This is a genomic window from Streptomyces sp. 2P-4 (assembly GCF_030167965.1).
Taxonomy (GTDB): Bacteria; Actinomycetota; Actinomycetes; order Streptomycetales; family Streptomycetaceae; genus Streptomyces; species Streptomyces globosus_A.
The window spans coordinates 6,816,025-6,840,869 of the sequence record NZ_CP095011.1; the positions used below are offsets into that span (position 1 = coordinate 6,816,025).

Here is a 24,845-nt window from a genome sequence, read left to right on the forward strand (position 1 = left end):
CTCCAGTCTCGGCCCTGCGCCGCCGCCCCGCATGGGACCTGCGGGCCCTCCCCGGGTCCGAACGGCCCTGGCGGGAGCCGCGCGGGCAGGGCAGCATGGCAGTCACACCACCACTGCTGCCCGAGGTGACTGACATGGCATCCACGACATGGACCACCACGGGGGTGTTCACGGGCCCCGGAGGCGTACGCACGGCGGAGGCCGGGACGCTCGCCGGAGAGCTCGCGGTGCGCACCGTGTGGGAGCCGCAGCAGGCGCACGTCTGCGTGCAGTACGTCGGGGACACCGAGTGGTACCCCCTGGCCGGAAGCCCCGTGCCCTGTCCCACGCCCGAGGTCGGCCGCACCGTCCACCAGGGTGCTGTGGACGCCGTACGGGCGGGCGGCGCGGTCCCCTTCACGCTCCCGCCGGCCGTCCGGGCCGCGTACGGAACGCCCACGCAGGCCGGCGGCTGAGCCCGGCTGCGCGCCGCTCCGGCCGGGACCCCCGCCGCAGCCCTCGCAGGCGTACGGGACTCCCGGCCGGCTCCGCGAACCGCGGCCGCCCCCTCTCATGCGGGCAGGTCGACCCGGAGGCTGCCCTGCAGGGCGCCCGGGAAGTCCGCCGCGTCGAAGAGCCGGCCTGCGGAGGCGGCACCCGCCGTCCGGGTGCGGCCGCCGAGCCCAGCGCATCCGGCGCGACCGGGCCCTGCCGGAGACGACGGACGACGTGATCGCCACCGCCACCGGCATGGGCACCGCCACCACCCTGCGCCGCCACTTCCGGCGCACCGTCCGCGTCCCCCCGGACACCTACCGGCGCACCTTCCGCCTCCGCCGCCCCGACCTCACCTCCCGGCCCTGAGGGCGGCCTCCTCCCGCGCCGCCGGCGCCGCGCGTACGGCGCCGAGGCAGCGGGCCGCCTGGGCGGCCAGGGCTTCGGCCGGCTCGGGCGGGGCCTCGGCAAGGCTGAAGCCGGTGTCGACCGAAGTGATCATCCAGGCCAGGTCGCGGGCGGAGCCGGCGCCCAGGTGCAGCAGGCAGCTGCGCTCGACCTGCGCGCCTTCTTCGACGGCCTGCGCTGACCGGGAGCGGGCCGCGGCCGCCCGGGATCAGACGGAGGCGGCGCGCTCCGTACGCCCCAGGGCCCAGCGGTGCAGGCGGCCGCCGTCGTCCTCCGTCAGCCAGGTGCCGTCGCCCAGGACGGTCACGTCCCTGCCGACGGCGGCCGGGTACGCCAGCCGGCCGAGCGGGCGCAGCGACGCCGCATCGATCAGCCAGTGCCGCGCCTGCGGCGGCCCGCCCGCCCGGAACACGCGGCCCGGCACCAGGACGTGGCGCCCGTCGAGGACCCCGGCGGAGCGGAACTCGTCCTCCGCCGGGTCGGGGGCCAGCGCCGCCAGGTCGAGCACGGCCACCTGCCCGCCGGAACCGGTGTCGTACACGGCCAGCTCGTCGCGGTCGTCGTCGGGCCAGACGTGCTCGGCATACCGCTGGGTCAGGGTGCGGGAGCCGGGCAGGAAGCCCGCCAGCGCGTGCATCCACGTACCGCCGGCGATGCGGATCCCGTCGTCGGCATCCGCGGACCCGGTGGGCTCGGCCCACCACGTCGACCAGCTGTGCCAGGCGGTCCAGCAGGACACCGCCAGGGCGCCGCCGTCCGGACGCCAGCCCAGCACCACGCCCGACGCCAGCGAGCGGAGCTGCTGCCGGCCGACGACCTCGCCGCTCGCCGCGTCCAGGAACAGCAGCCGGTCCCAGACGTAGCTCCGCCCCGGCTCGGCGTCGTACACCAGGGCCGCCCGCGCCGGGTCGGGCTCCTGCGTCGGCACGACGACGCCGACCAGGCGGCCGTCCGGGCTGGGCGCCGGCGCGGACCGGGCGCGGGGGGTGCCGTGCCACGGGTCGTGGGCGAACTCCCACCGCGTCCCGCCGTCCGGGCCCACGGCCCGTACGGAGGCCGCGCCCGCCACCAGGAACCCGCCGTCGGAGGCGGCGGCCGCCCGCTCCTGCTCCTCCACCCGGAGGGAGGCGACCGGGCCGGCGGCCGTGCCGGCGAGGAACTCCTCCCGGTCGTGCACCTCCAGCAGCCCGCCTGCACGGACGAGGAGCCGCCCTCCGGCGACCGCCTCGACGGTGCCCCGCGCCCGGACGGTGCCGAGCGGCACCACGTCGATCAGTTCGTTCCCCGCTGTGCTCACCCCCGCATGCTCGCAATCCGCCCGCGCCCGCCGCCAGCGCTTTCCGCGCCCGGGCGTCAACCGCGCCCCGCTCCCGTCACCCCCCGACGAGCCGGGCCCGTGAACGGCTGTGCGGGGGCCCGCACCCCCGCGGCTGCGGGGCGCGCGGGGTATGGCAGGCGCCGCGCGCGCGGGAGCGTGCGCCCGGCCGCGCCGGAGGCGCCCCCGTTCGGTGCCACCATGCGTCGCGGACAGCGGCTTCAGACGACGAGAGGTTGCAGCGTGACACCCCAGGCGACCGGCGCATCCCCCCGGCACCTCACAGACGGGCGGCGCAAGGACATCCCCGACGCCGGCCCGCTCCCCGGGCCCTGCGACACCCCGGCCCTCCCCGACGCGGGCCCCGCCGGCAGCCCGGAGGCCACCGCCGCGGCCACCCCGGCGGACGGCGACCTCCTCATCGCGGCCTCCGTCCTCCTCGCCGACGCCGCCCTCGCCGCCCGCCAGGCCGGCGCGCACCTCACCGCAGCCCTCACCGGCGGCAGCTTCGCCCTCCAGGCCCTGCGCCGCCCCGCCTGGGCCGCCGGTGCGACCCTGTCCTGCCTCCGCGCCCTGACCAGCCGGGCCGGCCTCGGCTTCGCCGCCAACGGCGGCACCGTCGGCGAACTCGCCCGCATCGCGGGCAACCTGACCCGCCGCCGGCCCGCCTCCGTCGCCATGGCCGTCGACGCCTTCGCCCTGCGCATCGAGGCCGCCACCGCCGCCCACCCCAATCTGGACTCCCCCCACGCCCGGCGCCTCACCGACGCGCTCGTCGCAGGAGACCGGCTGGAGGCGGCGCGCGCCCTCCACGCCCTCGTCGAGCGGCTCGGCGTCACCCGCGCCCTCACCACCATCAGCCCCGTCATCATGGAACTCCTGGCCCTGCTGGGCCTGTTGGACGAGAACCCCGTCAACGACAGCTTCTCCTGGGTGACCCTCGCGGGCGGCGTCCCCACCACCGACCCGCTCTTCGGCCTGCCCTGCTCCCTGATCAAGCACCTCAACCCCGGCCCGGGCCGCGCCGAGCGCGCCGACCCCGACCCGATCCTCGCCAAGGTCCTCGGCACCTCCCGCAACGACATCGTCAGCTACATCAACGACATCGGCGCCCTCGGCAACCACGGCCTGGTCCTCCTGCGCCGCATCGCCTGCACCGACGGAGCCGTACGCCACGTCCTGCTGCTCCCCGGCACCAGCTTCGCCCTGCTCAGCAACAGCACCCCGCAGGACCTGGTCGGCGCGTTCGACGGCTGCCTGCGCACCGACACCACCTACACCCGGGCGGCGAGGAAGCTCCTGAAGCGGGCCGGGGTGCCCGCCGGGTCGGAGCTGATGATGGTCGGCCACAGCCTCGGCGGCCTGACCGCGATGAACCTCGCCGCCGACCTCGACACCGCCTCCGAGTACCGGATCACCCACGTCGTCACCCTCGGCTCGCCGATCGACAACAAGCGGCCCGCCGACCACACCACCCGGGTCGTCAGCCTGGTCAACAAGCACGACGTCATCCCCACGCTGGACGGCCGCGGGCCCGCCTCGCCCCACGACGTCCCCGACAGCTGGGTGGAGCTCTCCTGGCTCGACGAGTCCTACGACTACCCGCTCTCCCACGCCCCCCAGGCGTACTCGGACAGCCTGCGCGGTGAACTGGCCCACCACCGGGACCGGGTGAACGCGCTGATCGGCAGCTACGACGGCGAGATCATCGGCAACCAGCCGTACATGCTGCGCGACAGGTGACCGGCCCCGAGCCTGGTTCCGCCCCCGTCCTGCCCCCCGTCCAGCGCCCTGGCCCGCGCCGGAGTGTGCGCCCGCTCGCGCCCCCGGATCCGCCCGCGAACGCGCCTCCGCCCGCTGCTGCCGCGCCCCCGCGCCCGTCCCCCCGTACGACCCGAGGGAGAACCACCCCCGATGACCACCCCCGCCGCCGCCCTGCCGCTGGAGAACGCCGTGTTCAGCGCGGCCCTGCTCGCCCGCCGCCTGCCCTGGTCGGACGCGCCCGCCCGCGCCCTCGGCCTGGACTCCCTCACCTGCGAGGGCGCCGCCCGCGGCGTCCTCGCCCACCTGCGCCGCAGCCGCTCCGGGCGCCCCGTCAGGCTGCGGACCCCGCTCGGCTCCTTCCTCGTCCCGCTCAAGCCGGCCGACACCGCGGGGCTCCTCGCGGCCGGCGCCGCCGCCGACGCGCTCGCCCCCGCCGTCCGGCTCGACGAAGCCGGGCGCCGGCACGGCCTGCACCCCCACCACCCCCTGCCGTTCCCCGCCCCGCCCGAGGACGTCCTGCCTGAAGCCGCGCTCGCCGGCCCGCTCGCCGGGGAACTCCGCCGGCTGGCCTCCGCCCGCCGCGACGACCAGGCCCTGACCTGGGAGGCATGGCGGCCGGGCCTGCTGCGCGCCGCCCGCAGGGTGGTGGCGGGCGCGGCCGCGGCCGAGGACACGCTGCTCGGCGAGATGCTCCGCCGGGCAGCCGAGGCCGCGGGCAGCCACGCCTACGAGTCCCGGGCCGCCGCCGTGCACCGGCGCCTCGCCCCCTACCTGGCCGACCCGGACCCCGACTCCCTGGCCGCCGTCCTTGCCCGCCCCGCAGCAGGCCCCGCCGTGCCCGCCGCCCGCGCGGAGCACGGCCTCCCGGCCGGTGCGGGCCGGCCCGAGGAGGCCCTGGCCCACGCCCTCGCCGTGGTCTCCGAAGCAGCCGCCACCACGGCCCTCCAGGCGCTGGCCCTCACCGCCGCGGGCGTGCCCGCGGCGGCAGGCGGACCGGCCGCCGCCGTGGCCCTCGCCCTCGACCGCTTCCCGCCCGTCGGCGCCGCCGTGCACCCGGTCCGGTCCCGGTTCTCCTGGGAGGGGCTCGCCGTCGACGCGGGCACGGAGATCCTGGCCGCCCCCGGCTGGCTCCGCAGCGCCACCGACCACGCCGGCGGCGCCGGGGCGGAGCCGGGCCCGCTGCCGGGAGGCGGGCCGTCCCCGCTGTGCGGATCGCCCACCGGCTGTGCGGCCGCCGCGGTCGCCGTCCGGGTCGCCGAAGCGGTCGTCCGGTTCTTCACCGAGGACGCCGAGGGAGCCCGGCCCGCCCTCCTCGCGCCCGCGCTGTCCCCCGACCGGATGCCGCTCACCCTGGACCCGCGCACGCTGCTGCTCGCGTTCCCCGCCGCCGGCGCACCCGCCGCCGCGCCGCCCGCGCGCGCCGGCACCCCGGCCTCGTACGCGGCGCCGGCCCGAGCCGCCGCCGGCCGCCTCGACCGGCACGCCCGCAGTCTGGCCGCCTGCGCCGCCGACGCCGGCTGGGACGGGAGCGAGACCGGCGAGCGCTTCCGGATGCGGCTGCTCGAGCACGCCGACCGGTGCACCCGCGCCGCCTCCGACATCCGCGAGGCCGCCCGCCGCCTCGCGGACTGACCGCGGACGGGCAGGCAGGCCGGGCGGGCCGGGCGGCGTCCGGGCCCGCCCGCCCGGTCGCCGCCGCTACCGTACGAGCGCGTCCCGCCGCCCCCGCTCCCGTACGACCATGTCCTGCACGACCGCCTGGACCTCCCCGGCCAGCCGCCGGGCGGCCGCCGAGCGGGCCCCGGCGCCCCGCGGCCGCTCGGGCGGGGCGACCGGCTCGCCGATGGTGATCAGCCACTTCGCCGGCAGCGGGAAGAAGGACGTCAGCGGAAAGGACGGAAGGCCGAGGAACTTCGCCAGCGCGGGCAGCTCACCCATCCGGGGGGAGGACTCCTCGGCCCCGATGACGGCGACCGGCACGATCGGCGCCCCCGTGTGCAGGGCGGCCACGGCGAAGCCCGGGTTGAACGGCTGGAGTCGGTAGCGCTCGCGGAACGGCTTCTCCAGCCCTGAAACCCCCTCGGGGAACACCGTGATCAGCCCGCCCCCGGCCAGGTGCTGCATGCCGGCCCGCAGGTCGATCGGCACGGCGCCCTTGCGCGCCGCGTACGGCCCCAGCACCGGAAGGTGGAAGACGAAGGGCGCGGCCAGCACCTGCAGAGGCCGCCGCAGCGAACGCACCAGGGCCTTCTGCATGACGAACGCGTCCAGCCCCCAGGCGCCGGAGTGGTTGGCGACGAGCACGGCGGGCCCCTCGGCGGGCACGTTCTCCAGCCCGAGCACGTCCAGCCGGAACCAGTCGTCGATGAACCATTCGAGCAGCCGCTCCCAGGCGTTCTCGCCGGCATCGCCGAGCATGTGCCGGAGGAAGCGGAGCTCGCTCTTCGCGATGTCGACGACGCCGATGATGCTCTCGGACACGGGAACCCTCTTTCTCGAACACTGCCCGCACCACCAACGGCGGCGGAGCGGGTGTGATCACGAGGAGCCCGCGAATCCGGAATTCGGCTCTTGGTTCGACCCTTCCCCTGCGAACGAGGCGCGGTAGGCGCGCGGACTCGTCCCCAGGCGGGACGCGAAGTGCTGCCTCATGGTCACCTCGCTGCCGAACCCGGCCCGCCGGGCGACCTCGGGCACGGGCAGGTCGGTACGCTCCAGCAGCTTCTGCGCGGCGGCGATGCGGTGCTCCAGGAGCCACCGCAGCGGCGTGGTCCCGGTGGCGGCGGCGAAGTTCCGGGCGAACGAGCGCGGCGACATGCCCGCGCGGGCGGCCAGCGCGGCGACGCCGAGGGGCTCGTCGAGGTGCGCCAGCGCGTACGCCCGTACGCCGGCCAGCGCGTCCGCGCCGCGGTCCGTGCGGGGCGTCGGGCGCTCGATGAACTGGGCCTGGCCGCCCGTCCGGAACGGGGCGGTGACCATCGACCGGGCGATGGCCGCGGCGGCCTCCGCCCCGTGGGCGGTGCGCACCAGGTGCAGGCACAGGTCGATGCCGGCCGCGGTGCCGGCGGAGGTCCACACGTTGCCGTCCTCGACGAACAGGGCGTCGGGCCCGACCCGCACGCGCGGGTGCCGGGCGCGCAGCAGGTCGGCCAGGGCCCAGTGGGTCAGCGCCCGGCGGCCGTCGAGCAGCCCCGCCTGGGCCAGGGTGAACGCGCCGCCGCACAGGGCGGCGATGGCGGTGCCGCGCGCGTGGGCGCGGCGCAGCGCCGCGAGGACGGGCTCGGGCGCCGGCTCGGCGTGCTCGTCCAGGCCGGGAACGAGGACGAGCCGGGCCCGGGGCAGCCAGGCGAGGGTGCGGTCCGGCGTGAGGGCGAGCCCGCCCCGCATCGGCACCGGATCGGGCCCGGCGGCCACCCGGCGCAGCTCGAAGGCGGGCACCCCCCGGTCGGTGCGGTCCACGCCCCACACCTCCGTGACGACCGAGACGTCGAAGGCCCGGATGCCGGGGAAGGCGAGCAGGGCGATGCGGTGGGCCGGCGCCGGTCGGTTCATGGCGGCAGTAAACCATCGATCGCTGTCTTCCTGCCTCCTGGAAGCAGGGCGGGGCGAGGGGCAGGATGGCGGCATGGAGATCACAGAGAACACCGCGCTGGTCGTCGTGGACGTCCAGAAGGGCTTCGACGACGCGGCCTACTGGGGCCCCCGCAACAACCCTGCGGCCGACGGCAACATCGCCTCCCTGATCACGGCCTGGAAGGACACGGGCCGGCCCGTCGTCTTCGTCCGGCACGACTCGGTCAGCCCCGGCTCGCCCTTGCGGGCCGGGTCCGCGGGGAACGCCTTCAAGGACTACGTGGAGGCCCGGCGCGGCAGCGGCGCCGGCCTCGAACTGCTCGTCACGAAGTCGGTGAACTCGGCGTTCTACGGCACCCCCGACCTCGACGCATGGCTGCGGGAGGCCGGCATCACCCGGATCGTGCTGGCCGGCATCCAGACCAACATGTGCGTGGAGACCACCGCCCGCATGGCCGGCAACCTCGGCTACGACGTCCTGTTCGCCCTCGACGCCACCCACACCTTCGACCTGACCGGCCCGGACGGACGGCCCGTGACGGCCGACGACCTGGCCCGCGCGACGGCCGCCTCCCTCCACGGCGGCGGCTTCGCCCGGGTGGTCGACACGGCGGCCCTGACGGCCGCAGCCCGTACCTGATCAGGCGGGGCGCGGAGCACACGGCCCCCTGGGAGCGTCTGGCGGGATCCTGCGCGATGGGTGGCCGGAATTCGCCGCCGTTATGCTGCGAGGTGCTTGGATCTTGTACAACTGCCGTGGTGCGGTTGTCGGACCGGTGCCGGTGACACGAGAACGCGCGGCGGTTCCGCGCAGCGCGTGTCCTCATCCCATTCAGCCGCGGCTACGGAGGCCCTGTGAGTACCTTGCGTCCAGAACACCCGGGACACGGCCATGGCGCGGTGCCGCCGCCGGGCTGCCCTGCGCACGTTCAGGGCGGCTCCGGGATAGCCCGGCTGTACGGCCCCGAGGCGCTGGCGGACCCGTCCGCCTTCTACGAGGCCCTGCGCGCCCGGCACGGCGCCGTCGCGCCCGTACTCCTGCACGGCGACCTCCCGGCCTGGCTGGTGCTGGGGCATCGCGAGAACCTCGAAGTGATGCGCAAGCCGACCCTGTTCTCCCGCGACTCGCGCCGCTGGACCGCCTTCCAGGAGGGCAGGGTCTCACCCGACTCGCCCCTGGGGCCGACGGTCGGCTGGCAGCCCATCTGCGTGTTCGCGGACGGCGCGGAGCACGAGCGGCTGCGCGGCGCCGTCACCGACAGCCTGGCCCAGGTCGACCGGCGCGGAATCCGCCGGTACGTCGTACGGCACACCAAGCAGCTGGTGGACGCGTTCGCCCTGTCAGGCCAGGCCGACCTGGTCGCGCAGTACGCGGAGAAGCTGCCGATGCTCGTCATGTGCCAGCTCCTGGGCATGCCCGACCGGTACGGGCCCCATCTGGTGAGCGCCTGCCTGGACCTGATGAAGGGCAGTCAGACCGCGCTCGCGAGCAACGACTTCCTGGTCGACACCCTCCGCGAACTCGTGCAGCAGAAGAAGGGCGCACCCGGCCGCGACTTCGCCAGCTGGCTGATCGGCCACGCCTCCAACCTCACCGACGACGAGGTCCTGGAGCACCTGCGGCTCGTCCTCGTCGCGGCCAACGAGACCACGGTCAACCTGATCGCGAACACCCTCCGCATGGTGCTGACGGACCCGCGGTTCCGGGCCAGCCTCGCGGGCGGCCACATGACCCTCCCGGACGCCCTGGAGCAGGTCCTCTGGGACGCGCCGCCCCTGTCGGTCGTCCCCGGACGCTGGGCGACGGGCGACACCGTCCTCGGAGACCAGCCGATCCGGCAGGGAGACATGCTGCTCCTCGGGCTGGCGGCCGGCAACGTCGACCCGGACATCCGCTCCGACCTGTCCCTCCCCGTGCACGGGAACCGGTCCCATCTGGCGTTCAGCAGCGGCCCGCACGAGTGCCCCGGCCGGGACATCGGCAGGGCCATCGCGGAGGCCGGCATCGACACGCTCCTCTCGGAGCTGCCCGGCCTGGAACTCCGCGCCGCGGCCGACGAGCTCAGCCTGACCACGTCCTGGGTGTCCACACGTGTCAACTCGCTGCCGGTGCGGTTCCCGCCCCGCCGCGTCACCCCGGCCCCCACGGCGCAGCCGGACGCCGCGGCGCACCCGCCGGTTTCGGCCTTCACCGCCGGCGCGCGGCAGCACGGGCAGCACCACACCGCGACGGCCCGCCGGCCCTGGTGGAAGTCCCTGCTGAAACTGCGCTGATTCCTGCCGCAGTTGCCCGGCACGGGCTCCCGGCGCCGCCCCGGAGGCAGGAGCCGGTGTGGTGCCGCTCGCCCCATGCCTGGTGGTTTGGCCGCCCCACCTGCACGTGCCATGTGCGGGCACTATTGGACGCGCCAGTTCCGATGGGTACGATGCGCCGGGATGATGATCACTCGTGCATGGCGCCAGGCTTAGCTGGGAGCCTCACCGACGCCAGCTGCGCGCAGGCCGGTAGTTGCGTCGCACGACGGCTGAAAGGCGATTACGAGTGAAGAATGAGCCGGGACTCATAGTCCCGCCCATCTACACGCCCATCCCGCCGGCCATCCACCCGCGGTACCAGGCTGTCGAAGCACACACCGCGGCGTGGGCGGAGGCCTTCCAGGTGGGGTCCGACGAGCTGCGCACGCGCCTCCTGCGCCACAGCATCGGCACGTTCGCCGCCCGCATCCTGCCCGCAGGGCAGGAGCCGGTGGTGGCCCTCCTCTCCGACTTCGTCCTGTGGCTCTTCGCCGTCGACGACGGCTTCTGCGAGGAGGGCGCGCTCGGGCGAAGACCGGGAGACCTGGCGGGTGTGCTGCACCGCCTGCTGCGCGTGGCGCAGAACCCGGAAGCGCCCATGCTCCTCGACGACTCCCTCGCCGACGGGCTGCGCGACCTGACACGCCGGGTCTCCCGCCACGGCACGGCCGGCCAGGCCGCGGCCTGGTGCAACGCCCTGCGCGAGTACTTCTTCTCCGTGGTGTGGGAGGCATCCCACCGCCGCGAGGGGACGGTGCCGTCCCTGGCCGACTACACGCTGATGCGCCTCTACGACGGCGCGACGACCGTGGTGTACCCGCTCCTGGAGATGGGGCACGGGTACGAGCTGCCGATGCACGAGCGCGACCAGCCGTACGTCCGGGCGGCCACCGAAATGGCCTCCTTCGTCATCACCTGGGACAACGACCTCTTCTCCCACCACAAGGAGAGCCGGGGCGACGGCTACTACCTCAACGCCATCCGAGTGCTCCAGGAGGAACGCGGCCTGACGCCCGATCAGGCGCTGGCCACGGCCATCGAGCAGCGCGACCGCGTGATGTGCCTCTTCATGCGCCTGCAGGAGAGCCTCGCCGACCAGGCGAGCCCGCAGCTGCGCACGTATTTCCAGGGGCTCGGCAGCTTCATCCGGGGTTCGCAGGACTGGGGCGTGTCGTCGCACCGCTACACCACCCCCGAAGACCCGGCCAGCCTCCCCACCAGCTTCCGCCAGACACCCGTCGTCGACGACGGCGAGCCGTTGGAGATCCCCGCCGTCTCCTGGTGGTGGAACCTCCTCCCGGATCCGCAGCGGCGCGTGCCGAGCGCCCGGATGCCGATGCCCGCCCTGCTCGCGCCCACCCCCTGATGAAAGGATTCACCGTGCCCCAAGGGCTGGAATCGATCCCGCCCGCGCCCGGGCGGGTGCCCCTGCTCGGCCACGCCCTGAAGCTGGGACGCGACCCCCTCGCGTTCCTGCGGTCGCTCCGGGACGTCGGCGACCTGGTCCGCGTGGACCTGGGCAGCATGCCCATGTACGTCGTCACCAGCGCGGCCCTCGTCCGCGACGTCACCGTCGGCCAGGCGCGGGCCTTCGAGAAGGGCCGCCTGTACGACCGCGTGCGCCCGCTGGTCGGCAACGGCCTGGCCACGGCGGGAGGCGACGTCCACCGCCGGCACCGCAGGCTCATCCAACCGATGTTCCACCAGACGTGCATCGCCGGCTACGCCGAGACGATGAGCAGCCGGGCCCGCGCCCTCGCCGACTCCTGGACGCCCGGGCAGACGATCGCGGTCGAACAGGTCATGGGCGAGCTGGCCGTGGAGATCCTGGCCGCGACGATGTTCTCCACGGACATCGGGCGGCCCGCGGTCGAGGCGGTGCGCCGGGACCTGCCCGTGATCCTGAAGAACATGCTGCTCCGGGCGGCCTCGCCCAAGGCGCTCGACCACCTCCCGATCCCGCCGAACCGCGCCTTCGACGCCGCGGCCCGCAGCATGCGCCAGGTGATCGACGACGTGATCGCCGGCACCCGCCGGTCGGGCGAGGGGCACCAGGGCGGAGGCGACCTGCTGTCGGTCCTGCTCGACGCGCGGGACGCCGACACGGGGGAGGCGCTCACCGACGAGGAGGTCCGCGACGAGCTCGTCACGATCCTCTTCGCGGGCACCGAGACCACGGCCTCCACCCTGTCCTGGGCGTTCCACGAGATCGCCCGCCACCCGGAGGTCGAGAAGCAGCTCGTGGCGGAGGTCGACGAGGTCCTGGAAGGCCGTCCGGCGACGATCGCGGACGTGCCCCGGCTGGTCGGGATCCGGCGTGTGCTGGACGAGGTGATCCGCCTCCACGGCGTGACGCTGCTCATGCGCCGCACCACCGAGGAGGTGGAACTGGGCGGGTTCCGCCTCCCCGCGGGCACGGAGGTCGCCTTCAGCCTCTACGCCCTGCACCGCGACCCGGCACTGTACGCGGACCCGGACCGCTTCGACCCGGACCGGTGGCTGCCCGAGCGCCGGGGGGACATACCCCGCGAGGCGTTCGTGCCGTTCGGGTCGGGCAACCGCCGTTGCATCGGGGACGCGTTCGCCTGGACGGAGGCGACGATCGTCCTGGCGACGGTCCTGTCCCGGTGGCAGCTCCGCCCGTGCCCCGGGCACAGCCCGCGGGAAGCGGCGTCCGCGATGGCCCACCCGGATCACGTGCCGATGGAAGTCCACCCCCGGGGCACCGCCCGCTGACACCCGGGTCCGTACGCCGGCTCCGCACACGGGCAAGTCGCGGAGCCGGCGGGCGCGCGGGCGGGGTGTCGGTCGGCTCGGCTATGGTGCCCGTCGTCGCACATCCGTCCGAAAGGCCGAGGCAATTGACCGGCAAGTCTGCTTTCCCCCTGCCCTTTGAGTCCGTGCGCTCCGCACTGTTCGCGACCCCCCGCACCCTGCGGGAGGTTGAGATGATGCAGTGCAGCGCCCATATCCGGGCCAAGCAGGGGTGGTTCGACAAGAAGGACGACCCGGAGGTCGTCGCCCGGTGGACGCGGGAAGCCGTCGCCCAGGGACTCACCGAGGCGCAGGTGGCGTACGTCCTCGCCGAACTCGCGCACTACGCCCGGCTTCGGGACGCCGGCACCGGCATCGAGGTGTCCGCCGTCGACGGGGTGTGGCAGTCCGACACCCTGGTCGACGACGGGCTCCGCTCCCGGCTGCGCGAGGCGGTGCGGGTGCTGGAGGAGGTCCCCGAGGAGCAGAAGGACTGGCATCCCGGATCCGGCGGCCAGGTGCTCGACCTGGTGCACCCCTCCCTGTTCTGCCTGGTGCGGGAGGTCAGCGGCGGGCCCGAGCGGGCCTGGCGGAACCCGACGGCCTCCTACTCGAAGCACGAGTTCTCCGAGAAGTTCCAGTGGCTGCCGAGCGACGTCGACGTCAGCGACGACGGCCAGGTCGTGTTCCGCTCGTACGTCAACAACGTGCACCCCGAGGAGCACCGGGAACTCGCCGCCGTCCTGCCCGACCTGTTCGCCCGTATGCTCCCGCTGCTGGAGAACGTCCTCACCGATCTGCGGCACCCGCGGCCCCTGCGGATCGAGGCGGACCCCTACGACTGGTACGACTCGGAACCGGAACGCCCGGACAGGGCTGCGTTCGACGACGACCAGGCCTACCAGGCGGCACTCCACGCGTGGGGGAAGGCCCAGGACGACTGGTGGCAGAACCGCAGGCCGGTCGTCCCGGACGCCCCGGAGTTCACCCCGCCCGAGCTGCCCGGCGCCTCCTCCCGGGTCGACCTGCGCGGCCGCCGGCTCCAGGTCATCGTCAAGCTCGCCACGGTCCACCTCACCCCGGAGCAGCCCGAGTACCCGGGCGGCTCCTGGCACGTCGAGGGGATGCTGAACGAGCGGATCGTCTCGACCGGCATCTACTACTGGGACAGCGAGAACATCACCGAAAGCCGCCTGGGCTTCCGCGCGGCACTCGACGACCCGTACTACGAGCAGAACGACGGCAACGGGGTGCGCGAGGTCTACGGCCTGGAGGACGAGGACGCGCTGAACCAGGTGCTGGGATCGGTGCCGACCCCGGCGGGCCGCTGCCTGGCGTTCCCGAACGTCCTGCAGCACCGCGTCGACGCGTTCCGGCTCGCGGACCCCGCCCGCCCCGGGCACCGCAAGATCCTTGCGTTCTTCCTCGTCGACCCGTCGGAGACGATCGTCTCGACCTCCGACGTGCCCCCGCAGCAGCCGTGGGCCGGCACCGCGACCATGACGCTGGAGCAGGCGAAGCAGTACCGCGAGGAACTCATGCAGGAACGCAAGTTCTTCGTCGCCGAGCACAACGAGCAGGTCTACGAACGGGAATTCTCCCTCTGCGAGCACTGACGGCCCGAGCGCGTGCCCGTCGCGGACGTACGGGTTTGAACGGGAGAACGTCGCCCGTACGGGTGTGCTGCGCTCCAAACGGGTGATCACGGTCATGGCTTCCCCCTTCACCGGACTAGATTCGGCGGACCGAACCGAGTGAAGGGGATGCCTGCTGTGAGCGTGCTGGACATGAAGCTCGACCGGTCCTTCGACGTCTTCGACGCGGACCGCGACGGACGGCTCCGCAAGTCGGACGTGACCGGCCTCTCGGACAAGCTCGCCGAGTCGCTCGGCGTCGCCCCCGACGCCGTCGCCGGACTCCGCGGCTCGCTGGAGGACCTCTGGGACGCCGTCTTCCAGAAGATGGACCGCGACGGCGACGGCGGCGTCGGCCGCCTGGAGTTCCGGGCGGCGTTCCGGGCGCGCATCGTCACCGACCAGAACCGGATCTGGGACCGCATCAGGAGCATGAGCAACGCCTGGACCGAGCTCGGCGACCGCGACGGCGACGGCATGCTCAGCCGCGAGGAGTACACCGACCTCCTCCACGGCATGTTCCGCCTGCCCCGCGAGACCTTCGAGGAGGCGTTCAACGGGCTCGACTCCGACGGCGACGGCCAGTTGAGCCGTGACGAGATCAGCCGCGCGATGAAGGAGTACTACACCAGCGAGGACCACACCGCCCGCGGCAACCACTTCTTCGGCCGCCTCTGATCCCGACCGGTCCGGGGCGGGGGCGGGGCGTGGGCCCGACGGCCCCGCACCCGCCCCGCCCCGCCCCGCCGCGCTCCGGCCGGACCGAGGCCGCTTCGTATCGCCCGCCCGCTCGTTGACCCCCAGCGGAAGCCGATCATCCCAGCCCGCTCCCCTTGGAGGATCCCTTGATGGCCGATGCCGCACTGCCGGTGATTGTCCTCTCCGACCCCGACCCGCTCCGCCGCCACGAGACGGCCGAGCTGGTGCAGAGCTGGTACCGGACCTCCTTCCGGGTGCTCCAGGTCGGCGGGCCGGCAGAGGTGGTCCGGGCGCTGGATTCGCTGGCGGACCGCCGGGTACCCGTCGCGGCCGTCCTCGCCGACGAGGCCCCGGCCCCCGGTGACGCCCGGCATCCCGGAGTCCGCTGGCTGCCGCTGGCCCGCCACCGCGACGCCGCCCCCGCCGCCGCGGACATCACCCCGGCCCCCGGGAGCCGCACCGAGGACCTGCGCGGCGCGCTCGACGACTCCCTGTGCACCTGGAACGCCGACGCCCGCGGCGAACTGCCCACCGCCGAGGTGCGCGGAAGCCGCTTCTCGCCCGCCGCCTACGCGGTGCGCGACTTCCTCGGCCGCAGCGGCGTCATCTTCCGCTGGCTGCCCGAGCAGGAGGCGCGGGACGCGCCGGTGACCGTCCGCCTCGGCGACGGCACCGAGATGGCGGACCCGTCGATCAGCGAACTCGCCGAACGGCTCGGCCTGATCCGCCCCGCCGGGCAGGACCACTACGACGTCGCCGTGATCGGCGGCGGTCCCGGAGGCCTGTCCGCGGCGGTGTACGCGGCCGCCGAGGGCATGAGCGTCGTCGTCATCGAGGACGATGCGCCCGGCGGGCAGGCGGGGACGACCTCGCGGATCGAGAACTACCTCGGCTTCCCGACCGGCCTCACCGGCGGCGACCTCGCCCAGCGCGCCCTGCAGCAGGCCCGCCGCGCCCGCGTCGAATGGCAGCCCACGCGCGTCGCCAGCCGGGTCTCGCCCGCGGAGGACGGCCGCCACCGGATCGACTTCGTCAAGGCGGGCACCGACGAGACGGCCTCCGTGACCGCCGCCGCGGTGGTCGTCGCCACCGGCGTGGACTGGAACCGCCTGACGGCCCCCGGCGTCGACCGCCTGCTCAACTCCGGCGTCTACTACGGCTCGTGCCTCTCCGACGCGCCCTCGGCCGCCGGCGAGGACGTCTACATGGTCGGCGCCGGCAACTCCGCCGGCCAGGCCGCCCTCTACTTCGCCCGCTACGCCCGCACCGTCACCCTCCTCGTACGGGGCACCGACCTCGGCGCCTCCATGTCCGACTACCTGGTCCGGCGCATCGGGCGCACGCCCGGCCTGCGCGTCCTCCTCGGCACCGAGGTCGCGGAATGCCTCGGCGAGACCACCCTCACCGGCCTCCGCCTGCGCGAGCGCGACGGCAGGGAGCAGACCGTCACCGCACACTGCCTGTACGTCCTGATCGGCGGCCACCCCTCGACCGACTGGCTCGGCGGGGCGCTCGCCCTCGACGACCGCGGCTACGTCCTCACCGGAAGCGGAGCGGCCGGCGGGGACGCGCTGCCGATGGAGACCAGCGTCCCCGGCGTGTTCGCCGTCGGCGACGTGCGCGCCGGATCGGTCAAGCGGGTCGGCGCCGCCGTGGGGGAGGGCGCCGCGGTCGCCCAGTGCCTGGTCGAGTACCGGCGCCGCCACCCCGCCCTCTTCCCGGACGCCCGCGCCGTCTGCGGCTTCTGACGGGGACTCGGGCCGGCGCCCCCGGTGTCGCGACCCGCCGCTGCCGGACCCGCCGGCGTACGCCCGTGCGCGGCACGGCGCCGGACTCCGCGGGCCTGGCCGACACCCCGTGCACGGCCCGATGGCGGGGGGCCGCGCACCCGGGCCGGGGCGCCGCGGCGGCCCGCCGGGGGTCCGGCACAATGGGCCCGGTGCGTTACCTCATCCTCGGCGTCACCGAAGCGCGCAGCGCGGCCGGCTCCCCCCTTCCGATAGGCGGGGCGCGCCTGCGCGCGCTCCTGGCCGCCCTCGCCCTGCGCGCCGGCGGCCCGGCCGCCGCCTCCGTCACCGACCTCGTCGACGACGTCTGGGGCGACCGGCCTCCCCGGGACGCCCCGGCCGCCCTCCAGGCGCTCGTCGCCCGCCTGCGCCGGGCGCTCGGCGGACGGGACACCGTCCTCGCCGACCCTGCCGGCGGCTACCGCCTCGCCGTCGCCGACCGCGACGACGTCGACCTGCACCGCTTCACCCGCCTCGCCCGCGAAGGCCGCGCCCGGCTGACCGCGGCCCCCGCCGATCCCGCCGGCGCCGCCGCCCACCTGCGCTCCGCCCTCGACCTGTGGCGCGGCCCGGCCCTCGCCGACCTCCCCGAACCCGCCCGCAGCCGGCACGCCGCCCCCCTCGAAGCACGGCGCACCACCGCCCTGCGCGACCGCATCGAGGCCGACCTGCGCTCCGGCGCCGCGGACCCGGCGGGGCTGCCGGCCCAGATCGAGGCGCTGATCCGGGAGAACCCGTACGACGAGACGCTGCGCGCCCAGCAGCTGCGGGCCCTGCGGGCGGCCGGCCGGCCCGCCGAGGCCCTCGCCGCGTACGAGCGCACCCGCCGCACCCTCGCAGACGCCCTCGGCGCCGACCCGGGTCCCGAACTCGTCGCCCTGCACGCCGAACTGCTGAACCCCGCCGCCGCGCCCGCGGGCGAGCGCCCCGGGCCCGCGGGCGGCAACCTGCGGCCGCGCCTGAACTCCTTCGTCGGACGCGAACAGGAACTGGCCGCCCTCCGGGACGACCTCGCCGGCCTGCGCCTCGTCACCCTCACGGGGCCGGGCGGCTCCGGCAAGACCCGGCTCGCCGAGGAAGGCGCCGCCGCCCACCCGGACCCGGTGTGGCTGGTCGAACTCGCCCGCCTCGACCAGCCCGGCGCCGTTCCCGGCGCCGTCCTCAGCGCCCTCGGCCTGCGCGAGGACACCCTCGTGGCCCGCGAGGCACCCGCGGCCGACCCCGCCGCGCGGCTCGTCGAACTGTGCGCCGACCGCCGCCTGCTGATCATCCTCGACAACTGCGAGCACGTCGTCGGCGCCGCCGCCGAACTTGCCGAACTCCTCCTCACCCACTGCCCCGGCGTCCGGATCCTCGCGACGAGCCGCGAACCCCTCGGCGTGCCCGGCGAGACACTCCGCCCCGTCGGGCCGCTCCCGCCGGGGCCCGCGCACCGCCTCTTCGCCGACCGCGCCGCCGCGGCCCTGCCCGGCTTCACCCCGGACGACGACCCTGATGCCGTCGCCGAGACGTGCACCCGCCTCGACGGCCTTCCGCTGGCCATCGAACTGGCCGCCGCCCGGCTGAGGCTGCTCACCCCGCGCCAGATCGCCGACCGCCTCGACGACCGCTTCCGGCTCCTGACCGGCGGAGCCCGTACGGTCCTGCCGCGCCAGCAGACCCTGCGCGCCGTCGTCGACTGGTCGTGGGACCTCCTCGACGAGGCGGAGCGGACCGTCCTGCGCAGGCTCTCCGTCTTCGCCGGCGGCTGCGACCTGGCGGCTGCCGAGGCCGTCTGCGGTGAAGGCAGCGGCCCGGACACCGCCGGCCTCCTCGGCTCGCTCGTCGACAAGTCCCTCGTCGTGGCCACCCCCGACCCCGACAGCCGCGGCATGCGCTACCGGATGCTGGAGACGATCCACGAGTACGCCGCCGAACGCGCCGCCGCGGACGACGCCGACCGCCTCGCGGCCGCCGACCGGCACGCCGCGTACTTCCTGGCCCTCGCCGAGGAGGCCGAGCCGCTGCTGCGCGGCTCCGCCCAGCTGCCGTGGATCCGGCGCGTCGAGACCGAGCTGGACAACCTCCGGGCGGCCCTGCGGCACACCACCGGGGCCGGATCGGCCGAAGCCGGGGAGCGTTTCGCCGTCGCACTCGGCTGGTTCTGGTGGCTGCGCAACTACCGCGCCGAGGGCGCCGACTGGGTGGGCCGCATCCTGCGGAACCGGTCCGCCGAGCCGCCCGAGGGCACCCCCGCCTACTGGCGCCTGATGCGCGTCCGCATGCTCGACGTCTTCCTGCGCGCCCAGGGCGAGACGCCCGAGGAGTTCCGCACTCCCGCCAACGCCGCGCTCGCCGAGCGCATGCGGAAGGTGTTCGCGAGGCCCGGGCCCGAGACGGCCCGCTTCCCCGGGATGCTCTGGCCCATGACCCTCCTCCTCGCCGGAGACGTCCTCGACGTCCGCGGAGCCCTCGACACGGCGGTCGAGAACTGCCGCCGCCACGGCGGGGCCTGGGAGCTGGGCGTCACGCTCCTGCTGCGCACCCACCTCGCCCTCGACGTCACCGGCGGCCTGCCCGCCGTCGACGCGGACCTCGCCGAACTCCACGACCTCGCCGAACGGGTGGGCGACCGGTGGACCCGCGCCCAGGCGGCGGCCGCCGCCGGCGAGGCGGCGCTATCCCGGGGCCGGTACGGTGCGGCGCGCGGCGAGTTCGACGAATGCCTGCGCCTCGCCCGCGAGGTGGGGGCCCACACGGAGACGCCGTTCATCACGGCCCGCATCGCCGAAGCCGCACTCTGCGCAGGGGATTTCGCCGGCGCGGAGCGGCTCCTGGCCGAGTCGGCCCGCGAGGTCGACCGGTACGGCGGCGTGTACGACGTCCGCGCCTACGCCGGACTGCTGTCGAGCCTCGTCGCCCTCATCCGCGGAGACCTCGCGGCGGCCCGAGCCGTGCACGGGCGGGCCCGCGCGGATGCCGCCCGGTTTGCGGCTCCTGCCCAGCTCATCGCCGGCCTCGACAACATCGACGCCGTGCTGCGGGGGCGTGAAGCCGGCCCGGAGGCGGGCCTCGCCGCCATCGGGCCGGCGCTGGCCGGCGCCGTCGCCGCGCACTGCGCGGAGCGCGTCCTGGCCTCGCTCGCCGACACCGCGGCAGCGCTGCTGTCGCGGGCGGGACGCACCGGGGAGGCCGTGCGGGTCCTCGGCGCGGCCACGGCGTGGCGCGCGGGGCACCCGCGCTCCGTGCTGGAGCAGGCCGCCGTCGCGGCGATCCCGGACGAGGCCCGCGCCCTGCTCGGCCCGGACCGCTACGGGAAGGAGGCGGCGGAGGGCGCCGCGCTCACCCCGGCCGAGGTCGCGGCCCTGCTCACCACCGGCTGAGCCGGCCGCGCCCGCCCCTGCCCCCGTCCCGGCCGATCAGGCCGTACCGTCCTCGCTGCGGGGCCGGATCGCCAGGGCGGCCACGACCGCCGCCCACACAGCGAGCGGGGCGGCGGGCCGGCAGTACGTCAGCCCGCAGCTCCGCCCAGGGCGCCCCCTTCTCCGGCCGGCACTGTCGGACCCCGCTGTTACGGTCGCCCACATGGCCAACCGCTCATACCTCTACGCCGCCGACACCCTGCCCACCGAGCAGGAGAACGCCCAGGCGATCCGCTGCGTCTCGCAACACAACTGGTCGATTCCGCTCGCCCACCAGCTCCTGGTCGGGCGCGGGACGGCCATCGTCCCGTCCATGATCTGGAACCCCCGCATAGGCATCGCGGCGGACTACGCCGGTGGCGCCGCCCTGCTCGGCGACCTCCTGCGCGCGGTCGGCCGCGGCCTGGAGGACGACGCCGGCTTCGCCCGGTGCGTCGAGCAGACCACGGCCCACCTGGAGAAGCAGCGGGCGCGGTATTTCGTCCTGGAGACCGGCGAGATGGTCTCCCTCACGGACGACGACCCCGAGGCGGGAGTCCGACGCCTTGTCGCCGACGACATCCCCGCCGCCGTGGCCCGGGCGGAGGAGGCGATCGCCGGCCGCGACGACGCATGGCTGGCCTCGATCCGCACGGACTGGGAGGAGCACTTCGACTCCTTCTACAGCGACGTCCTCTACTTCTCCTTCCCCGGCTGACCACCCGGTCCACCGGCCGTCCGGTGCCACGGCGGCCGGGCCGCGGTCGCGCAGGCAGGCCAGGTGGTCCGGCAGTCGGGTACGGGGGACGCCGATCGCCTCAGGGCGAGGTCCGCCGGGTGGGCGGGCGCAGCCCGCAGGGCGGGCAGGAAGCGGCAGCGGACCGGGTCGGCGCCGCGGGCCGGCGGCCGCTCACTCCGCGAGGGGAAGGGCGATGTCGCAGGCGGGATCGGCCGCGCCGATCGCCGCCCAGTCCGCGAAGTAGACCTCACGAGGCGAGCCCGCCGGGGCCCGGCCGCGGGCGGCCGCCCACGCGTACACCGCGTCGTACGCGGACAGGATCTGCGGGTAGGCCGTCTGCGCCTTCGTGATGCGCGTGTACGCCTCCACCCGCGCCGGCTCGATCCGGTGGGCCGCGGGCAGCCCGCCCTCACGGGCCGGATCCACGGGCACGCACAGCTCCACCGGGCCGTCGCCGTCCTCGTTCACCTCCCCGTGGTAGACGACGAACGGGGGGCCGAAGACGCCTCCGTGCGCCTCGGCCACCGGGGCCAGCCGGCCCAGGGCCGCCGGAATCCAGCGGGGGAGCTCCTCCGGTGTGATGTGCCGCTGTTCGACGAGCACCAGCTGCTGCGCCACCTCGCGCGTCCCGATCTCGTACATGTCGTCCGTCATCCCTTCGTCTCCGAGCAGGTGGATACGGAGGTGTGCGGCCAGCTCCCGCTGGGCCGCGACGCGGCGCTCGACCTCGTCCCAGTACGCGGCCACCAGCCGGGCGGCCTCCGCCGGCGCGGCCGCCAGAACGGCGGCGACCTGCGCCAGCGGCATGTCCAGCCCGCGCAGCCGCACGATCAGCCGGGCGTCGCCCAGCCGGCTCTCCCGGTAGTACCGGTAGCCGGTGACCGGATCGACGTGGTCCGGCGGCAGCAGACCCTGGCGGCCGTACAGCCGCAGGGCCTTCTGCGACAGACGGGCCCGGCGGGCGAACACTCCGATCCCGAGCAGTGCGTCTTCCTCCATGCCGGCAACGCTCCCGTCTTCCCCAGGGGCAAGGTCAACCCGCCCCTGCCGGCCCGCCTCATCCGCCTGCCGGTGCACTCTCCGCATCAGCGTACGAAGCTCCCAACTCGCTCTGCATTCCCGGTATTTGTTGCGCACGGCCCTTGCCCTGCCGATCCCGTTCGCCAATGATGCTCCGGGCGTGTTCCGCCGGGGCGGTGACCGGCGCCCTGCATTTGCCACGCCACCACCCCCCCCATAGGCCGGGAGGCCCGCCGTGCGCGCGAACCGTCACCTCCGCAGAACAGCCGTCACCCTGGGCGCCGCCCTCGCCCTGGTCATCGGCGTGCCACAGACCGCGTTCGCCGCGCCCCCGCCGGCGCTCCCCGCCAACGCCGAGCCGATGGAGCTGGCCTTCCAGCCCGCCTTCGACTACGACACCGACGGCTGCTACCCGACCCCCGCCATAGGGTCGAACGGCGTCCTCAACAGCGGCCTCAAGCCCACCGGAGCCCTCGACGGCAACTGCCGGGACGCCACCGACCTCGACAACACCAACAGCTACTCCCGAGCCACCTGCAACAACGGATGGTGCGCCGTGGTCTACGCGCTCTACTTCGAGAAGGACCAGGCCATACCCGGCATCAGCCTCGGCGGCCACCGCCACGACTGGGAACACGTCGTGGTGTGGATCCGGGACAACGAGGCCCAGTACGTCGCCACGTCCGCCCACGGCGACTTCGTGATCCACTCCCGCGACCGGATCCGCTGGGACGGCAGCCACCCCAAGGTCGTGTACCACAAGGACGGCTGGGGCACCCACTGCTTCCGGGCCGCCAACACCAACGACGAACCGCCGGAGAACCACAAGCGGACCTGGCAGTTCCCCGCGCTCGTCGGCTGGTCCGGCTACCCGGCTGCCCTGCGTGACAAGCTCAGCCAGGCCGACTTCGGCAGCGCGCACTTCGGCCTGAAGGACGGCTCCTTCCAGTCGCACCTGGCCGAGGCGAAGCCCGCAGGCATCCCCTTCGACCCCTACGTCTAGCCGCTCGCCGCGCCCGCTGCTCAGCCGCCGCCGCGGTGGAGGAAGATCAGGAGGTCGTGCGCCTGCGCGGGAGTCAGGTCGACGGGCGCGGGCCGAGGGGCCTCCCCGCCGTCGGCGACGGCCGCGAGGTAGGCCTCGGCCTCCTCGGGCGGGATGCTCTCCAGCATCTCGTCGACCAGCCTCATCATCTCCTCGTCGGAGAGCTGCCCCGGCTCGTCGGGGCCCGCCGGTGTCCTCTGGTCCATCGCCCCACCTCGCTGCGGAGCCGTCGGCCGCTTCCGACGGCAGCACAGAACATATACGGGGCGCCGGGCCCGCGCCCGGCACGGCGCGCGCGGTCCCGGCGCACACGGCGGCCGGGGAGCTCAGTGGAGCCAGAAGAAGAGGGTGTCCTCCGTCCGGCCCGCCGCCTTCGCGGCCTCCCACTCGCGGGCCTCGTCCCGCATCGGCCCCAGCAGCACCTCCGCCGTCTCGCGGACGTCGGGGTCGAGCCGGTCGAGGACCGCCTCGTAGGCCTCGACGACCTCCGCGGCCCGGGAGGCCGGGAAGGTGCCCATGCGGGGCACGGCGTCACCGGGATGCGGCAGGCGCAGCGGCGGCCCGCCGAACAGCAGCGAGGCCGGCGCCAGGTCTCCGGGGACCCCGAGGCGGGTCATCTCGTCGTCGACGGTGTGGAACCATGACGGCCGGTTCCAGTGGCCGAGATCGCAGGTGTCGGAGAACTGCACCGCGACCAGCGCCTGGAAGGCGTACATGTAGCCGAGCCCCTCGTCCGCGCTGGGCGCGCCCTCCAGCAGCTCCTCCAGGGCCTGTGCGACCGGTACGTCCAGCCGGACGCCCTCGTTCTCGAACCGCGCATCCGCCCGCGTGCACTGCTCCCGCGCCGCTGCGAGGACCCTGTCCTGCTCGGGTGTCCGCTCCACCGCCGTCAGCAGGCGGATCACGTCCCGCATGTCGCCGGTGCTCATCTCCAGGTTCCCCACAGCCCCACTCCTCCGTATGCCGGCGTCCATGATCGCCGAAGGGGAGACCCCGGACGCCCGGGCCACACCGCAGCACGTCGGGATGTGACCGCCGCCTCGGAGCGCCACCCACGGCGCCGGGGCGCCCGCCGCGCCGGGTCAGTGGTCGTGCCGCGCGCCGTGTTCCAGCTGGTGGGGCCGGTCCGGGAGGGCGCCGGCGAGGGGCTCCGGCGGCGCCTCCCCGTCGGGGCCGGTCGTGGCGAGGGGGACGCCGAGGCTCTGGCACATGCGGTGGACGCGGGCCAGCGCGCTGAAGGTCATGGGGGAGGGGTGGCGCGACGGCAGCCGGACCTCCACCCGTCCGGGGCGGTGGGCGTGCACCAGCGCCTCGATCTCCAGGGCGGCCGCCGCCCGGTTGCCGACGTCCAGCTCCCGCGGCACCTGCACGTACAGGACGCCTTCCGCGAGGTGGTGGGTGATGACCACGTTCTGCCTCCCGCTCACCGGGCTCCGGGACCTCCGCCGGAGCCGCGACGGCTGGTACCAGTCTGGGCTCTGCGCCGCACCCGTGCGACCCCGCACCACCGACCCCCGATGCCCGCCCCCGGAGGCAGTGGCTCCGGCGACGATCCGTGCTAGCCTGGTCACGTTGCAGTTTTGGCACCCCATGGATTTGTGTGCGCCCGACGCTATGCGATGGGCGCACTTTTTGTTTTCCGGCACCTCCGGATGGGCTCATTTCAGCGACGGGGCCGCGCACGGTGTGCGACCCAAAAACTCCCAGAAGGAGAACTCATGGCTACCGGTACCGTGAAGTGGTTCAACGCTGAAAAGGGCTTCGGCTTCATCGAGCAGGACGGCGGCGGCCCGGACGTCTTCGCCCACTACTCGAACATCGTCGCCAACGGCTTCCGCGAGCTGCAGGAAGGCCAGCGCGTGAACTTCGACGTCACCGCCGGCCAGAAGGGCCCGCAGGCGGAGAACATCACCGCGGCCTGACCCGAGCGTGATGCCGCGCGGCGCGGTCCGCCCCACCGG

22 protein-coding genes and 1 pseudogene are annotated in these 24,845 nt (G+C 75.0%); 15 read left to right on the top strand and 8 right to left on the bottom strand.

The features are described 5' to 3' along the window. Positions 1 to 134: 134 nt before the first annotated feature. Both MUK52_RS30510 and MUK52_RS30515 read left to right on the top strand, forming a co-directional pair. A complete protein-coding gene (locus MUK52_RS30510) occupies positions 135 to 455 on the top strand; it encodes a hypothetical protein (RefSeq protein ID WP_114055950.1) in 321 nt (106 codons plus the stop codon). A 208-nt stretch (positions 456 to 663) separates the two neighbouring features. Continuing rightward, positions 664 to 843 (top strand): annotated as a pseudogene (locus MUK52_RS30515) (AraC family transcriptional regulator); the annotation flags it as partial. Here the strand turns inward: MUK52_RS30515 and MUK52_RS30520 are convergent. Both MUK52_RS30520 and MUK52_RS30525 read right to left on the bottom strand, forming a co-directional pair. Next, positions 827 to 976 carry a hypothetical protein gene (locus MUK52_RS30520; protein ID WP_162793232.1) on the bottom strand — a complete coding sequence of 50 codons (150 nt, stop codon included), beginning with the start codon at positions 974 to 976 and terminating at the stop codon, positions 827 to 829. The pseudogene MUK52_RS30515 and the gene MUK52_RS30520 sit on opposite strands and share 17 nt — an antisense overlap. Positions 977 to 1,090: 114 nt before the next feature. After that, complete coding sequence (locus MUK52_RS30525) at positions 1,091 to 2,179, bottom strand: hypothetical protein (RefSeq protein ID WP_284581567.1); 1,089 nt, start codon at positions 2,177 to 2,179, stop codon at positions 1,091 to 1,093. A gap of 261 nt (positions 2,180 to 2,440) precedes the next feature. On the opposite strand from MUK52_RS30525, the gene MUK52_RS30530 reads away from it, so the two are divergent. Next, on the top strand, positions 2,441 to 3,940 hold the full coding sequence (locus tag MUK52_RS30530) for a lipase family protein (RefSeq protein ID WP_284581568.1): 1,500 nt from the start codon (positions 2,441 to 2,443) through the stop codon (positions 3,938 to 3,940). A 171-nt stretch (positions 3,941 to 4,111) separates the two neighbouring features. Beyond that, a complete protein-coding gene (locus tag MUK52_RS30535) occupies positions 4,112 to 5,593 on the top strand; it encodes a hypothetical protein (protein WP_284581569.1) in 1,482 nt (493 codons plus the stop codon). A 66-nt stretch (positions 5,594 to 5,659) separates the two neighbouring features. Here the strand turns inward: MUK52_RS30535 and MUK52_RS30540 are convergent, their stop codons facing one another. Continuing rightward, positions 5,660 to 6,442: a 1-acyl-sn-glycerol-3-phosphate acyltransferase gene (locus tag MUK52_RS30540; protein ID WP_284581570.1), complete on the bottom strand. Its 783-nt coding sequence runs from the start codon at positions 6,440 to 6,442 to the stop codon at positions 5,660 to 5,662. 57 nt (positions 6,443 to 6,499) lie between these two features. Then, positions 6,500 to 7,513, bottom strand: a complete 1,014-nt coding sequence (locus MUK52_RS30545) for a GlxA family transcriptional regulator (protein WP_114055946.1) — start codon at positions 7,511 to 7,513, stop codon at positions 6,500 to 6,502. 73 nt (positions 7,514 to 7,586) lie between these two features. Here MUK52_RS30545 and MUK52_RS30550 point away from each other — a divergent pair, with 73 nt between their 5' ends. From MUK52_RS30550 to MUK52_RS30590, 9 genes are all read left to right on the top strand, one after another. Continuing rightward, positions 7,587 to 8,174 (top strand): cysteine hydrolase family protein, encoded by a 588-nt coding sequence (locus MUK52_RS30550; RefSeq protein WP_114055945.1) that lies wholly within the window; start codon positions 7,587 to 7,589, stop codon positions 8,172 to 8,174. Between the two features lie 215 nt (positions 8,175 to 8,389). Further along, positions 8,390 to 9,808 (top strand): cytochrome P450, encoded by a 1,419-nt coding sequence (locus MUK52_RS30555; RefSeq protein ID WP_246042569.1) that lies wholly within the window; start codon positions 8,390 to 8,392, stop codon positions 9,806 to 9,808. Between the two features lie 268 nt (positions 9,809 to 10,076). Then, positions 10,077 to 11,195, top strand: coding sequence for a selina-4(15),7(11)-diene synthase (locus MUK52_RS30560; RefSeq protein ID WP_114055944.1), 1,119 nt, complete (start codon positions 10,077 to 10,079; stop codon positions 11,193 to 11,195). A 14-nt stretch (positions 11,196 to 11,209) separates the two neighbouring features. Further along, complete coding sequence (locus tag MUK52_RS30565) at positions 11,210 to 12,565, top strand: cytochrome P450 (protein ID WP_246042568.1); 1,356 nt, start codon at positions 11,210 to 11,212, stop codon at positions 12,563 to 12,565. An 83-nt stretch (positions 12,566 to 12,648) separates the two neighbouring features. Further along, positions 12,649 to 14,199: a DUF4246 domain-containing protein gene (locus MUK52_RS30570; RefSeq protein ID WP_342777109.1), complete on the top strand. Its 1,551-nt coding sequence runs from the start codon at positions 12,649 to 12,651 to the stop codon at positions 14,197 to 14,199. A gap of 156 nt (positions 14,200 to 14,355) precedes the next feature. Continuing rightward, positions 14,356 to 14,895: an EF-hand domain-containing protein gene (locus tag MUK52_RS30575; RefSeq protein ID WP_284581571.1), complete on the top strand. Its 540-nt coding sequence runs from the start codon at positions 14,356 to 14,358 to the stop codon at positions 14,893 to 14,895. A gap of 170 nt (positions 14,896 to 15,065) precedes the next feature. Then, positions 15,066 to 16,664: an NAD(P)/FAD-dependent oxidoreductase gene (locus MUK52_RS30580; RefSeq protein WP_284581572.1), complete on the top strand. Its 1,599-nt coding sequence runs from the start codon at positions 15,066 to 15,068 to the stop codon at positions 16,662 to 16,664. Between the two features lie 191 nt (positions 16,665 to 16,855). Beyond that, positions 16,856 to 20,065, top strand: a complete 3,210-nt coding sequence (locus MUK52_RS30585; RefSeq protein WP_284581573.1) for a BTAD domain-containing putative transcriptional regulator — start codon at positions 16,856 to 16,858, stop codon at positions 20,063 to 20,065. A 202-nt stretch (positions 20,066 to 20,267) separates the two neighbouring features. Further along, a complete protein-coding gene (locus tag MUK52_RS30590) occupies positions 20,268 to 20,801 on the top strand; it encodes a DUF7822 domain-containing protein (protein ID WP_114055939.1) in 534 nt (177 codons plus the stop codon). Positions 20,802 to 20,993: 192 nt separating this feature from the next. Here the strand turns inward: MUK52_RS30590 and MUK52_RS30600 are convergent, their stop codons facing one another. Next, positions 20,994 to 21,821, bottom strand: coding sequence for a MerR family transcriptional regulator (locus MUK52_RS30600; protein ID WP_114055938.1), 828 nt, complete (start codon positions 21,819 to 21,821; stop codon positions 20,994 to 20,996). Positions 21,822 to 22,077: 256 nt separating this feature from the next. Between MUK52_RS30600 and MUK52_RS30605 the strand changes: the two genes are divergently transcribed. Then, positions 22,078 to 22,845 carry an NPP1 family protein gene (locus MUK52_RS30605; protein WP_114055937.1) on the top strand — a complete coding sequence of 256 codons (768 nt, stop codon included), beginning with the start codon at positions 22,078 to 22,080 and terminating at the stop codon, positions 22,843 to 22,845. Positions 22,846 to 22,865: 20 nt separating this feature from the next. Here MUK52_RS30605 and MUK52_RS30610 read toward each other — a convergent pair whose 3' ends face one another. The 3 genes from MUK52_RS30610 to MUK52_RS30620 form a co-directional block, all read right to left on the bottom strand. Next, positions 22,866 to 23,090 carry a hypothetical protein gene (locus MUK52_RS30610; RefSeq protein ID WP_284581574.1) on the bottom strand — a complete coding sequence of 75 codons (225 nt, stop codon included), beginning with the start codon at positions 23,088 to 23,090 and terminating at the stop codon, positions 22,866 to 22,868. Positions 23,091 to 23,210: 120 nt separating this feature from the next. After that, a complete protein-coding gene (locus MUK52_RS30615) occupies positions 23,211 to 23,828 on the bottom strand; it encodes a DUF7691 family protein (RefSeq protein ID WP_284581575.1) in 618 nt (205 codons plus the stop codon). A 138-nt stretch (positions 23,829 to 23,966) separates the two neighbouring features. Then, complete coding sequence (locus MUK52_RS30620; protein WP_216827089.1) at positions 23,967 to 24,311, bottom strand: hypothetical protein; 345 nt, start codon at positions 24,309 to 24,311, stop codon at positions 23,967 to 23,969. Positions 24,312 to 24,602: 291 nt separating this feature from the next. On the opposite strand from MUK52_RS30620, the gene MUK52_RS30625 reads away from it, so the two are divergent. Beyond that, positions 24,603 to 24,806, top strand: a complete 204-nt coding sequence (locus MUK52_RS30625) for a cold-shock protein (protein WP_114055935.1) — start codon at positions 24,603 to 24,605, stop codon at positions 24,804 to 24,806. Positions 24,807 to 24,845 lie beyond the last annotated feature (39 nt).

Coding starts and splice junctions, on each gene's coding strand:
- MUK52_RS30510 (WP_114055950.1), top strand. CDS start 135: ATGGCATCCACGACATGGACCACCACGGGGGTGTTCACGGGCCCCGGA.
- MUK52_RS30520 (WP_162793232.1), bottom strand. CDS start 976: ATGATCACTTCGGTCGACACCGGCTTCAGCCTTGCCGAGGCCCCGCCC.
- MUK52_RS30535 (WP_284581569.1), top strand. CDS start 4,112: ATGACCACCCCCGCCGCCGCCCTGCCGCTGGAGAACGCCGTGTTCAGC.
- MUK52_RS30545 (WP_114055946.1), bottom strand. CDS start 7,513: ATGAACCGACCGGCGCCGGCCCACCGCATCGCCCTGCTCGCCTTCCCC.
- MUK52_RS30550 (WP_114055945.1), top strand. CDS start 7,587: ATGGAGATCACAGAGAACACCGCGCTGGTCGTCGTGGACGTCCAGAAG.
- MUK52_RS30570 (WP_342777109.1), top strand. CDS start 12,649: ATGGTGCCCGTCGTCGCACATCCGTCCGAAAGGCCGAGGCAATTGACC.
- MUK52_RS30580 (WP_284581572.1), top strand. CDS start 15,066: ATGGCCGATGCCGCACTGCCGGTGATTGTCCTCTCCGACCCCGACCCG.
- MUK52_RS30590 (WP_114055939.1), top strand. CDS start 20,268: ATGGCCAACCGCTCATACCTCTACGCCGCCGACACCCTGCCCACCGAG.
- MUK52_RS30600 (WP_114055938.1), bottom strand. CDS start 21,821: ATGGAGGAAGACGCACTGCTCGGGATCGGAGTGTTCGCCCGCCGGGCC.
- MUK52_RS30610 (WP_284581574.1), bottom strand. CDS start 23,090: ATGGACCAGAGGACACCGGCGGGCCCCGACGAGCCGGGGCAGCTCTCC.
- MUK52_RS30625 (WP_114055935.1), top strand. CDS start 24,603: ATGGCTACCGGTACCGTGAAGTGGTTCAACGCTGAAAAGGGCTTCGGC.